This is a genomic window from Pseudarthrobacter lactosi (genome assembly GCF_055412785.1).
Genome location: NZ_JBVAYS010000001.1, coordinates 256,262 through 269,127, shown reverse-complemented (window position 1 = coordinate 269,127; position 12,866 = coordinate 256,262). Strand labels below are relative to the sequence as shown.

The 12,866-nt window shown below is 62.6% G+C and carries 9 protein-coding genes; 6 read left to right on the top strand and 3 right to left on the bottom strand.

The features are described from left to right. The first annotated feature begins 26 nt into the window (after nt 1–26). Both ACZY0Q_RS01215 and ACZY0Q_RS01210 read left to right on the top strand, forming a co-directional pair. Entirely contained in the window at nt 27–1,277 is a 1,251-nt protein-coding gene (locus ACZY0Q_RS01215; protein ID WP_463913708.1) for an AGE family epimerase/isomerase, read from the top strand. A 555-nt stretch (nt 1,278–1,832) separates the two neighbouring features. After that, on the top strand, nt 1,833–2,324 hold the full coding sequence (locus ACZY0Q_RS01210; protein WP_463913705.1) for an NADPH-dependent F420 reductase: 492 nt from the start codon (nt 1,833–1,835) through the stop codon (nt 2,322–2,324). Nucleotides 2,325–2,440: 116 nt separating this feature from the next. On the opposite strand, the gene ACZY0Q_RS01205 is transcribed toward ACZY0Q_RS01210, so the two are convergent. From ACZY0Q_RS01205 to ACZY0Q_RS01195, 3 genes are read right to left on the bottom strand one after another with little or no spacing between them, the layout of a single operon-like run. Next, nucleotides 2,441–3,547: an NAD(P)-dependent alcohol dehydrogenase gene (locus ACZY0Q_RS01205; RefSeq protein WP_463913703.1), complete on the bottom strand. Its 1,107-nt coding sequence runs from the start codon at nt 3,545–3,547 to the stop codon at nt 2,441–2,443. A gap of 46 nt (nt 3,548–3,593) precedes the next feature. After that, nucleotides 3,594–5,045: an aldehyde dehydrogenase gene (locus tag ACZY0Q_RS01200; RefSeq protein ID WP_463913701.1), complete on the bottom strand. Its 1,452-nt coding sequence runs from the start codon at nt 5,043–5,045 to the stop codon at nt 3,594–3,596. A gap of 60 nt (nt 5,046–5,105) precedes the next feature. After that, nucleotides 5,106–6,461, bottom strand: a complete 1,356-nt coding sequence (locus ACZY0Q_RS01195) for an MFS transporter (RefSeq protein ID WP_463913699.1) — start codon at nt 6,459–6,461, stop codon at nt 5,106–5,108. A gap of 170 nt (nt 6,462–6,631) precedes the next feature. On the opposite strand from ACZY0Q_RS01195, the gene ACZY0Q_RS01190 reads away from it, so the two are divergent. The 4 genes from ACZY0Q_RS01190 to ACZY0Q_RS01175 all read left to right on the top strand — a co-directional run bounded on the left by ACZY0Q_RS01190 (nt 6,632) and on the right by ACZY0Q_RS01175 (nt 12,864). After that, nucleotides 6,632–7,465 (top strand): PaaX family transcriptional regulator, encoded by an 834-nt coding sequence (locus tag ACZY0Q_RS01190; protein WP_463913696.1) that lies wholly within the window; start codon nt 6,632–6,634, stop codon nt 7,463–7,465. A gap of 122 nt (nt 7,466–7,587) precedes the next feature. Then, a complete protein-coding gene (locus ACZY0Q_RS01185) occupies nt 7,588–9,165 on the top strand; it encodes an FAD-dependent monooxygenase (RefSeq protein ID WP_463913693.1) in 1,578 nt (525 codons plus the stop codon). Continuing rightward, complete coding sequence (locus tag ACZY0Q_RS01180) at nt 9,158–11,194, top strand: acetate--CoA ligase family protein (RefSeq protein ID WP_463913690.1); 2,037 nt, start codon at nt 9,158–9,160, stop codon at nt 11,192–11,194. The genes ACZY0Q_RS01185 and ACZY0Q_RS01180 overlap by 8 nt, the downstream gene beginning before the upstream one ends. Then, a complete protein-coding gene (locus ACZY0Q_RS01175) occupies nt 11,191–12,864 on the top strand; it encodes a (2,3-dihydroxybenzoyl)adenylate synthase (protein ID WP_463913687.1) in 1,674 nt (557 codons plus the stop codon). The genes ACZY0Q_RS01180 and ACZY0Q_RS01175 overlap by 4 nt, the downstream gene beginning before the upstream one ends. Nucleotides 12,865–12,866: the final 2 nt, after the last annotated feature.

The following is a 12,866-nucleotide window of genomic DNA, read 5'->3' as shown; positions in this document are numbered from 1 at the left end:
CACCCGCACCATGGAGAGGAAATAACATGACGTGGCTGAACAGTGCCGCTCACGCGCGATGGCTCGAGGCCGAAACCGATCGGCTGATCAATTTCGCCGCCGGTTCAAAGGTGCCCACCGGATTCGGCTGGCTCGACAACAACGGCGCGGTGTTCACCGACAAGCCGACCCACCTCTGGATTACCGCGCGTATGGTCCATAGTTTCGCCGTCGCTGCCCTGATGGGACGGCCAGGCGCGGCGACGCTCGTCGACCACGGCATTGCTGCGCTCAACGGAGTCTTCTACGATGATGAGTTTGGCGGCTGGTACGCCGAGGTAGACGGGAACGGACCGGTAAACGACACGAAGTCCGGCTACCAGCACTCCTTCGTGCTGCTCGCTGCTGCCAGCGCCGTTGCGGCCAAGCGCCCGGGCGCCAGGGAATTGCTCGACGAGGCGCTGCGAATCGCCGACACGAAGTTCTGGGACCACGACGCCGGCATGTGCTTCGACTCCTGGAACCGGGAATTCACGGAAACTGAAGCATACCGGGGTGGGAACGCGAGCATGCACTCCGTCGAGGCGTACCTCATCGTCGCCGATGTGACCGGGGAAAACCGCTGGCTCGAACGGGCCCTCCACATCGCCGAGGTGCTCATCCACGACTTTGCGCGCAACAACAACTACCGGGTTTTCGAGCACTTCGACCCGGAGTGGAACCCCATGCCGGAGTACAACACCGACGACCGGGCCAGCCAGTTCCGCGCGTACGGCGGAACCCCCGGCCACTGGGTTGAGTGGGCACGCCTGCTCCTGCACGTCCGTGCCGGGCTCGAAGCCCGCGGCATAGAGGTTCCGCCCTGGCTGCTGGAGGATGCACGGGGCTTGTTCGACGCCGCCATCCGCGACGCCTGGGAACCGGACGGTCATCCGGGATTTGTGTACACCGTCGACTGGGAAGGCAAGCCGGTTGTCACCACCCGCATCCGCTGGGTTCCCGCCGAGGCAATTGGAGGCGCGGCAGCCCTCTACATCGCCACCGGCGACAAGAAGTATGCAGACTGGTACGAGCGGATCTGGGACCACGCCCGCGACTGGTTCATCGACTACGAGCACGGGTCCTGGAAGCAGGAACTCGACGAGAACGGCAATGTCACCTCGACCGTGTGGTCCGGCAAGGCGGACATCTATCACCTCTGGCACTGCCTTGTGGTCCCGCGACTTCCACTGGCACCCGGGCTTGCTCCAGCAGTCGCGGCCGGCCTGCTCGATGCACGGATTGCTGCGCCCAGGTAACACGAGGAACCTGCGGCCCGCCGATTTCGTGGGTCCTGCGGAAAGCCGCTAATTAGACACCCAGCAACCCAGAATAGGTGACCACACTGGTCACCTATTCTGGGTTGTACGGACGCCTCCTTCAGTGCACTATCCGCCCCACCCGCCGGGACCTGCTCGATGAACTGAAGCGACGGCATGGAGCACGAATGGGATGTCATCAAAACAAAGGATGACGAACGTAACAACTCACGATTTGGCCAACTGGCGCAGTCGCCCAACCCTAATACGAAAGTCGTAGTCCATAGACGAGTTGCGGAGTCGGACAGGCCGGTGGTGAAAATGGGCGCGTCCCCACTACAGACGTGCTGCCGCCGTTTTCGAACGTGCCGACACCCTCCATGCTGTGCATGAAGACGAACGATAGGTATGCCGAGGGCCTGCTACGTGAAGGTGACGCTGCTCCATCCAGCGCCTGTTGCGAGAGACTCGGTGCACAAGCCAAAAAGACTTTCGAAAGTCAAGCTTTGTCAACAGCAAAAAAGGCCTCTGAGCTGCGGTAACACTGTGCCCGAGGTGGGACTCGAACCGCATTCCAGGCCTTGCAAACACTGGGCTCCCGCGCAAACATGCGGAATCCGGCCCAGTCCGGCCGTCGTCATCGCCTACGGCGAAGCTTTGGCCGGCAAGACCATCGTGGACATCACCAATCCCGTGACCTTCGATTCCCTCGTTGTCGAACCCGGCAACTCAGCCGCCGAAGACATCGCACGGCTCGCACCGGCAGGCTCGAACGTCGTCAAGGCCTTCAACACGACCTTTGCGGGAACGCTGGCTGCCGGCCAGTCAGGTGGGCAGCCGCTGGATGTCTTCATCGCCGGAGACAATGCCAATGCCATCGCAGCCGTCAGCAACCTCGTCAGCGGCGGCGGCATGCGCCCGCTCGTCGTCGGTCCACTCAAGCGCGCACGGGAATTCGAGGGCTTCCAGTTCGTCCTAATGACCATGCAGGCAAACCCCGAGTTCTCCGATTTCAACTGGGACACCGGCCTCCTGGTCACCAAGTAGTTTCACCGGGCGACAGCACCCGGACGCAGGAAGAGGACGACGGCGGGTGCGCACCCGCCGTCGTCCTCTCATGTGTGAGGTGATCAACACCTGGCAGTCGGGAGACTGCCTGTCAGCTAAAACACAATGACCGGCTTGATGACAGTTCCGTTTGCGGAGTCCTCGAAGCCCTGATTGATCTCGTCCAGACTGTAGTTGCGCATCAGCTTGTCCATTGGGAAGCGGCCTTCCTTCCACAACTCGATAAGCTTGGGAATGAACACCTGCGGCACAGAGCTGCCTTGAACGATGGTTTTGAAGGTCCAGCCTTTGACCAGCGAAAGTCCGATCTCGAAGGAGACCTCAGTCCCGGGCTTGGCCGCCCCGACCAGGGCGAGTGTGCCGCGGAGGGCAAGAGCGTCGGCCGCCTTGCGGAGCAGCTCCGGCCGGGCCGTCGTATCGATGACGTAATCAGCACCGCGGCCGTCCGTAAGGCGAAGGATCTCGTCCGTGAGGTCATGTTCCTTGGTGTTGACCACGTCCGTCGCTCCGAGTTCCTTCGCCAGGTCAAGCCGGGATGTGTGGATGTCCACGGCAATGATTCGATCGCACCCCGCTACCGCTCCGGCCATAATGGCCCCGGACCCGACCGCACCGGTACCAATAACCACGAGAGTACTGTTCAACGCCGGCTTCAGTTCATTGAACACGGCACCGGCTCCGGTCTGGATGCCGCAGCCCAAGGGGGCGACGATCTCGAGCGGGACATCGGAGCCGATCCGCACGACGCTCTCCTCAACAACGTTGGCGTAGGTTGCGAAGGACGACTGGCCGAAGAAATGTGAGGAAATCACTTCCCCGTCCTTGCCCAGCGCAGTGGTTCCGTCTGTCCGCCTGCCGCCGAAGTCAGCCGCGAAGAGGTTCTCGCAGTACGCCATCTCGCCGGATCGGCAACGGTCGCATTTACCGCAGTACGCGGCGGCCAACAGGACATGGTCCCCTGGTTTCACGGTCGTGACTGATGCCCCAATCCTCTCCACGATTCCAGCGCCCTCGTGCCCCAGGACGGCGGGCAAGGGGGTCGGATAAACCTGGTCGCGGACGATTGCGTCGGTATGGCAGACACCCGTGGCCACCATTTTTACGAGAACTTCATTCGAACGAAGTTCATCGAGCTCAAGTTCTTCAATTGTGAGCGGCTGCCTCGGCTCGCGAGCTACTGCTGCGGTTACCTGCATGGTCATGTCATTCCTCAAAGGATTGTTCGGTTTGTTTCTGAAGCAGTTGGATCTAGAACGGGTACTGCTGGTCAGACTGCTCCAGAGTGATCCACTTCAGCTCCGTGAACTCATTGATGACTGCTCGGCCGTCAAACCGGCCATAGCCGCTGTTTTTCATGCCACCGTACGGAGCCTGGGCTTCGTTCTGGACGGTCGCCCCGTTGACGTGGACGTGGCCGGCCTGGATCTGCATTGCAACCTGCAGGGCCCGGGTAGTATCCGCACCAAAGACGGCAGCGGCCAAGCCATACTCAGTGTCATTTGCTACTTGGATGGCCTCTTCGACTCCGGAAACGCGGACCACCGTGGTAATCGGGCCGAAGGTTTCCTGGTCGTAAATGGACATTTCCGGGCTTACCCTGTCCACGATGGTGGCAGACATCGACGCACCCGTGGCGTGATTCCCAGCCACGATTTCAGCCCCCCTAGCCAAGGCGTCATCGATAAGCCCGTTGATCCTGGTTCCTGATTCAGCGCGGATCATTGGGCCGACGATGCAGCCTTCGTCTGTCATAGGGTCGCCGGCGCTCAACTGCGCTGCGCGCGCCGCGAACTTATCAACAAACTCGTCGGCGACGCTCTCGTCAACCACGAAACGTTCGGTGGACATACAGATTTGTCCCTGGTACAGAAATGAACCGAAGACAGCCGCGTTGACGGCGCCGTCGATGTCGGCATCGTCCAGGACCACGAACGGTGCCTTGCCGCCGAGCTCCAGCAGTACGGGCTTGAGGTAGCGGGCAGCCTTCTCGGCAATAATGCGCCCCACCGCCGTTGAACCGGTGAAGTTTATCCGGCGGACCGCCGGGTGCGCGATGATCGCTTCCACCACCCGGTCAGAGTCCTCGGCAGTACTTGTCAGGAAGTTCAGGACGCCGGCAGGTACACCGGCCTCGTGCAGGACCTCCGCAATGATCGCATGGGTCTTCGGGCTGGTTTCCGAAGCGCGGAAGACCACGGTGTTGCCGCAAACGATGGGGTAGGCAATGGCCCGGGCTGCAAGCACGCCGGCTCCGTTCCAGGGCGCCATACTGAGAACAACGCCAGCGGGCTGCCGCACAGTCATCGAGAGTGTGCCCGGCTTGTCCGTCGGAAGGGTCTCACCTTGAATCTGCGTGGCAAGTCCAGCCGCTTCACGGAACAGCTGCGCGGTGAGGAACACATTGAATCCGGCCCAGAGCTGCGCTGCACCAACTTCGGCCATCATCGTCTCAATGAACTCCGGCCCTCGCCGCTCCATGATTTCCGCGGCCTTCAGCATTACAGCGCGTCGTTCAGTCGGGCCGGTGGTCGACCATGTCGTGAACGCCTTGGCCGCAGACTCCACCGCATCCAGGGCGTCGTCCACGCCCGCTGCTGAACTTTCGGTCACGAGGGCGCCCGTCAGAGGGTGCCGCCGTTCGAACGTCCTGCCTTCGCGGCCGTCACGAGGCTGGTTATCAATGATGAGTTGCGTTTGCAAGGGAGCTCCTTTGTTGGTGAGTTGCCGGGCCGCAGTTGGCTCGGCTCGAGGATGCGGTTCTTAGTGCTGGACGGTGCCGTTTGATGCGAAGGTTTCAGGAGTTCCTGGAGCTGGGTCCTTGGGTTCGGATTCGGGCAGGCGAGGCACAGCGAGGACGGCAACGACGCCGATGGCGGCGGCGATCGCCCACACAGAGAAGTTGATGAAATTGCCGAGCCCGGCTGCCACGAGAACACCACCTCCTGAAATTGCCAGGACGGCGCCGATGCGCCCCACGCCGAGGGTGATTCCGAGGGCGGTGGCCCGCGTTGAGCCGGAGAAGTAGGTTGCCACGAAGCCGTTGACAAGTATCTGAGCACCCACTGATCCGAATCCGACCACCGCAACCAGGGCGTACATAGCCACAAGAGGCATGATGCCGGTTCCCATAAGAACCAATGCGATTCCGGAGCTGGCAAAGGCGACGGCCGTTACCCGGCGGGGACCGAACCGGTCAGCCAGACGGGAAGATACCAGAACACCTACAACGGCCCCGATGTTTACCGTGAGCAAGAAAGTCAGTGAAGAAGCCAAAGAGTACTTGGCAATCACCATGAGCTGTGGCAGCCAGGTGTTCAGCCCGTAGACGAGCGTCTGGCCACAGATTCCGGCCAGGCAGAACAGGATCATTGCGCCAAGCAGACGTCCAGTCAGCAGCGTGCGGAAACGCCCGGTTTCGGGGGCATCCGTGTGAACCCGTGCCGGAGGCAGCAGTTCAAGCCCGTATTCGGCGACGATGCGCTCCGCGTTGAACCGGTCGCCTCTCGCTGCCAGGAAGGCCGGGGATTCGGGAAGGAACTTGAAGAGCAGCGGGACCACGGCGATGAGGGGAATGCCACCTAAGGCCAGCATTCCCTGGAATCCAAGAGAGGGCAGGAACGCAAGGGCCAGAAGCGCGGCCAGAATACCTCCGACGGCGTAGCCGGAGAACATCAGGGCGTTGTTGAAGTTGCGCCGGTTAGTCTTTGAGAACTCCACAGTCAATGCGATCGCCGTCGGAATGACACCTCCCAGTCCGAGGCCTGCCAGGAAGCGGAACAGACCAAAAAGTTCAGGTGTCGGTGCCCAGGCGGTCAAAAGCATCAGAGACGAGAAAGCCGCGATGGAAACCATCATGACTTTCCGGCGGCCGACGATGTCGGTGAGGTATCCGATAAGAATGGCGCCAATGAACATGCCAGCCAAGGCGTAACTGCCTATGGCGCCGGTCTCAACTGGCGTCAAGCCCCAAGGCTCGTACGCCAGGAGCTTGGGAACGATTGCGCCATAGACAACCAGGTCATAGCCGTCGAAGACGATGGCGAGGAAGCACAAAAAGATGACTACGCCGGGTGATTTGCGCGGTCGGGCCGAGGTTGAAGACTGCGGGAATGTCATGGGGAGCTCCAGGTGATATACACAACGTTGTGATGTGCCAGAGATATGGGCGCGATCAGCTGTGATCTGACGCACAACTGAATGTAACATGGAAATGTTGTTCGTCAATAGAGTTGTTGCACGTTTCCGGTTTGATGATCTCTCAGGTAGTGAAGAGTTAGAGGAGCCCTATGCAGTGGAAACCCAGAGCGTTGATCCTGGATTTATTCGGGGACTACCTCCGATATGCCGGCAGCGAGGTCCGGCTTGCCGACATCACGGAACTCCTCGCAGTCTTCGACATCGAAGCCGCCACGGTCCGCGTCAATCTATCCCGCCTGCGCAAGGAGGGCTGGTTCACCACGAGGAGGGTAGGCCGGGAAACGGTCTACTCCCTCACCCCGCACATGCTGGACATCCTCAACGAGGGACGCGAGCGGATATTCCGACGACGGGACGAGGCATGGGAGGGGCGTTGGACCATGGCCATTTACCAGGTCCCTGAATCGGAACGCGCCGTCCGCGAACAGCTTCGGAAGCAGCTCGCATGGCACGGCTTCGGCCAGCTGTCACCGTCAACCTGGCTGAGCCCGCACAACCTCCTCGCGGAAGTCCGTGAAATCGCCGCCGAGAACCCGCTGGCAAAAGTGGACGCCCTATGGTGCGGAACCGGCGACCTCAAGGAAGACAGGGGCCTGGCTGCGCGATGCTGGGATTTGGAGCAGCTGGGCGCGGACTATCAACATTTCATTAGGACGTACGCACCGCTCAATGACGAAGCACTGAGTGCAGGCAAGGACGGTCGGACGGCCCTCATCGAACGGATGCATGTCATTGGCGACTTCCGCCGCTTTCCGTTCCGGGATCCGCACCTTCCGTCTGAGCTGCAGCCCGCGGACTGGCCCAGCCGCGAGGCCTATACGCTCTTCGGCGCAGTGCACCGACAACTCGGCCCCGCAGCGACAGAGTTCGTTTCCGGCATCATTGGGCAGCCCGTAGCCCGGGGTCAGGAAGTAGCTTCGTAGTCAGGAGTCCACCCCGCCCGTGAGGTATTTGTAACAAAAAGTTGACGTCGCACGCATATGCGTTACATACTCAATACGAGACCTATCTCACTGACTTCCCCTAAATCTAGAAGGTGGCATCGATGGCACTTCGCGTAGCCTGCATTGGCGGCGGTCCCGGCGGACTGTTCTTCTCAACCCTGTTCAAGCAAACCGTTCCGGCCGCCGAGGTCGTGCTCTTTGAACGGAACCAGGCCACTGACGCCTTCGGCTTCGGGGTGGTCTTCTCTGACGCCACCTTGACCAGGATCAACGAGGCTGATCCTGTGGTCCACGATGGACTGCGGGACTTCGGCACCCACTGGGATGATATCGAGGTCTGGCTCAAGGGCGAACAGAAGTCCTTCGCCGGCAACGGCATGGCAGCCATCTATCGCAAGACCCTCCTCCAGCTTATGCAGGAACGGGCCGCGGAAGCCGGCGTCGATATGCGCTTTGGCCAGTACGTTCCGGACCTGACCCAGCTCGCAGACTTTGACGTGATCGTCGGCGCAGACGGCGCGAACTCTTCGACCCGCGAACAGCTCGGCGAAGGCCTGGGTCACACTTCCGAGACGGCTGCGGCCAAATTCATCTGGTTCGGGACGAGCCACAAATTCAAGGGCATGACCTTCCTGCACCGGAAGAGCGAGTTCGGCAACTTCGCCGTCCACGGCTACCCGATCAGCGAGGACCTCAGCACCTTCATCGTCGAAACCGATGAGGAAACCTGGCGCAAGGCCGGACTCGACGAATTCGATGTTAGCCAGCCCCCGGGACCGTCGGATTTGAAGACACAGCGCTTCCTCGAAAAGCTTTTCGCTGAGGACATTGCCGGTGAACCGCTGGTCGCCAACAGCTCCCGCTGGGCGAACTTCCGCACCCGCCGGACCCACTCCTGGCACAAGGGCAACGTCGTCCTGCTCGGCGACGCCGTGCATACGGCGCACTTCTCCGTAGGGTCCGGCACCAAAATGGCCATGGAAGATGCCATCACCCTTGTCCGGGAAGTAGCTGCGCACCAGGACGACCTCGAAACTGCCTTCACTAACTATGAAACCGAGCGTCAGCCCCAGGTTGCCAAGATCCAGAACCAGGCACGTGGCGGACTGAGCTGGTGGGAGCACTTCGGCAGGTACTACAACTCCTTCGCTCCCACCCAGTTCACCTTCCACTTCTTCTCCCGCAGCATCGACATCGACAAGATCCGACAGCGTGATGCAGGCTTTGTTCAGTCGGTGGAAGAAGACTGGCTGGCCCGGCTCGGCCACACGCCACTGGAAACACCGCTCGACGCCGGATCGGTCCGGTTCGGCGGCCGCTCGCTCTCCCTTACCCAGCAGGATGGCCAGGCCGTCCTGACCGGTGCCGGCGGGAGTATTGCCCTGGTCACCGACCCGGCCTACGCCAACTCCAGCACGGCACTGCTGCTCACCGCCCCGGATACCGAAGACGGCCTGGCCGACGCGTTCGACCGGCTGACGCCGCAGGCTGCAGCTGTCGTAATCCAGGGCGGCACCCCGTTCACCCGCATCCTTTTGTCCGAGGAAGCCCGCCTCGGCCACGGCCTGACGAGCGTGATCGTGGACGATCGCGGACCTGTGTCCGCCCTGACACTGGTCCTCTCCGGCCGTGCAGACGCCGTAGCCACCACCACCACCACGGAGGCAAACGATGCATAGCCTGACCCCGCTGTTTGAACCCCGCGGCATCATCGTCGTCGGCGCCTCGTCCAGCCCGGACAAACTTGGCGCCGTCATGGCGCAGTCGCTCTCCCAGTACCCGGCACCCGTTGAACTGGTGAACAGCCGCGGTGACAACGGGATGCACACCAGCATCGCCGCAGCCGCGGCCGCCATCCCCGGCGGCCCCGATCTGGCTGTGCTCTGCGTCCCTGCGGCTGCTACCGCACAAGCCCTGTTGGACAGCGCAGCCAACGGTGCCAAAGCCGCCCTCGTCTGCGCCGGCGGGTTTGCCGAAGCCGGCGGACCCGGCATCGAATTGGACCAGGACGTCAAGGCAGCTGTCCGGGGAACCGGCATCCGCCTGCTCGGCCCGAACACCTCGGGCTTCTTCGTCCCCCACCGGAACCTGAGGGCGAGCTTCGTCCCCGGCGTCGCAGAACTGGAACCCGGTTCGGTGGCCGTGGTGGCCGCCAGCGGCGGAGTCAACCACGTCCTGGCCTTCCACCTGCAGCGCGCCGGAGTGGGCGTCAGCCTCGCCGTCGGCATCGGTGCCGGCACGGACATCACCGCACCCGATGTCCTGGACTACCTGATCTCCGATCAGCAAACCAAAGCGGTTGCCCTGCACTTGGAGACCGTCGCCGACGGGCCAGCCCTGGTCGACGCCGTCGCACGCCTCAGTGCCGTCAAGCCGGTCGCTGCGCTGATCGTCGGCCAGAACGATGTGTCCGAATTTGCCCAGTCCCACACCGGGGCACTGGCAACCTCCTGGCGCACCACCCGAGCCGTCCTTAAACAGGCAGGCGCTGTGATCGTCGACGACGAAAACCAGCTGATTGCCGCCGTCACCGCCCTCGCCGGCCGCCGCCTGACACCCGCGGCCAACCCCGGAGTGGGACTCATCACCGGACAGGCTGGTCCAGGCCTGCTGATCGCCGACGCCCTCCACAGCGCCGGCGTGACGCTGCCACGCCTGACCCAGGCGAGCCAGGACACCATCGGCGCACTGTTACCGCCGATGACATTCCAGGCCAACCCCGTTGACACCGGACGTCCAGGACCCGGCTACGAGAAAATCGTGGCAGCCGTCGCCGCAGACCCGGCCATCGACGTCGTCGCCGTTTACGGACTGACCGAACCCGTGGCCGACCTACCGGCGTCCGTTGCAGAGTCCGGTGCGGCAGAGGCCCTGCCGTTCCTGATCGGAGTCGACGGACCCGACGGCGACGTTGAACGCGCCCGCAAATCCGCCCAACTCCGTGGCCTACCGCTGATCACCGGACCGACCTCGCTGGCCCACGGCATTGCCGCTCTGGTCAACGACGCCCGGGGACAGTTCCAGCGCGCCGATGCTACGTCCGGCTCCTTCGCCTGGCCGGACGTGCAAGGACCCTGGGACGAGAACCGCGCCAAGGAACTCCTCGGCGCCCTCGGCATCGCCACCCCCGCACGCCGCAGCTGCAGCACCCGTGCTGCTGCCCAGGAGGCACTCGCCGAGCTCGGCGGCCCGGTGGCCGTGAAGCTGCTCGACGCCGCCGTCCTGCACAAGACCGAGATCGGCGGCGTGCACCTCGGGGTCAACTCCGCGGAAGCCATGGACCGCGCCCTGGACGGCCTTGAGGCTGCCGGAGCCCGCGAGTTCCTGATCGAAGCCATGGCCCCGTCCGGGGTGGACCTGGTTGTCGGTGTTCGCCGTGACCCTGTGTTCGGACCGATCGCGGTTCTTGGTTTGGGTGGCACCGCGGCCGAGGTCTTCGCCGATATCGCCATCCGTTCCGCTCCCCTCTCGGATCAGGCAGCAGAGGGCATGCCCAACGATCTGCAGGCCCGCGAACTCTTGTATGGCTTCCGCTCCGGGCCAATGCTGGATACAACGGAACTGGCTGGCCTTTTGGTCAAACTCGGCGATGCGCTCGTCTCCAATGACGCAATCGCTGAGATCGAAATCAATCCCCTGCGCCTGACCCACCAAGGACTCGTGGCGCTCGATGCCGTAGTTATCAATGTCGAGGAGGACATGAAATGACAAGCCATACCAGCGGGGGCACCACCCCCTGGCCAGCCGACCTGGCCGCGGAGTTCCGCGCCAAGGGCTACTGGGAGGACCGCGCACTGGGCAGCTACATCCTCGAAACAGCCGACCGGTTGCCCGAGAAGATCGCAATCGTCGACGGCGACGTGCGGCTCACCTACGCAGAACTTGCCAACAGGATGGATGCCGCCGCCGAACGGCTCCTGCAGTTGGGACTGAAAGCGGACGACCGAATCATGGTCCAGCTGCCCAATGGCTGGCAGTTCGCGCTGCTGACCCTGGCGTGCTTCCGCGCCGGGATCATCCCGGTCATGGCGCTGCCGGCACACCGGCAATACGAGCTGTCCTTCCTCACCGAACTCTCGGAGTCCCGTGCAATCGCCGTCCCCGATGTCATCAAGGACTTTGACCACCAGGCGCTGGCTGAGGATCTGGCCTCCACGATTCCGTCTTTGGAAATCATCCTCGTTTCCGGCGTAGCCCATCCCCTCAATGCGCGGCTTGAGGAAGTCCTCGCTCCCGGCAAGGACCAGGCGGGAGCGCGGGCCCGGCTGGACGCCTCCGCTCCGTCACCGGACTCCCCCGCCCTGTTTCTCCTCTCGGGAGGCACCACAGGCCTGCCGAAGCTCATCACCAGAACCCACAATGACTACGCCTACAACATCAAGGCAACGTCAGTGCCCACCGGTGTCGCCGAGGACACGGTATATCTCGGCACCCTTCCGGCCAGCCACAATTTCCCCTTGGCCTGCCCGGGCATCCTGGGCATCCTGTTCGCCGGCGGCAGGGTGGTCATGCTGCCGAGTCCTGAACCACGCAAGGCCTTCGCTGCCATCGAGCGTGAAAAAGTAACTCTTTCAACGGCAGTTCCCGCCGTCGCCCAGCGATGGATCGAGCACCAGGAAGAAACCGGCGGCAATCAGCTGGGGAGCCTGGAAGTCATCCAGGTAGGGGGTTCGCGCCTGCCTGACGAAATCGCGCGGAAGGTCAAGCCTGTCCTCGGCGCCACCCTGCAACAGGTCTTCGGCATGGCCGAGGGGCTCATCAACACCACACGACTGGACGATCCCGAAGACGTCATCTGCACAACGCAGGGACGTCCAGTGTCCGAAGCCGACGAGGTCCGGATCGTTGACGAGGCCGGCAATGACCTTCCTGACGGTGTGGCCGGTTCCATCCTGACCCGCGGACCGTACACACCCCGCGGCTATTACAGGGCAGCCGAAGCTAACGTGCGCGCCTTCACTCCCGACGGCTGGTACGCCAGCGGTGACATCGTGGAGCGCCGGCCCGACGGGAACCTGATTGTTCAAGGCCGCGACAAGGACATGATCAACCGGGGTGGTGAAAAGATCTCGGCCGAAGAGATCGAAAGCCTGGTCTACCGGATAGACGATGTCACCATGGCCGCCGCAGTCGCCATGCCGGATCAGGTTCTCGGCGAAAAGCTTTGCCTGTACATCACTGTCAAACCCGGCACCGAAGTAACGCTGGAACAGATCCGGGAGATGCTGCACCAAACCGGCGTGGCGGCCTTCAAGATTCCCGAACACCTGGTGGTCGTAGACGAGCTGCCTGCCACAAAGGTCGGCAAGATCAACAAAAAAGAACTCCGCGCCGACATAGCGGAACGGCTGGCTACTGCCAGCTCCCACGCAAAGTAGAG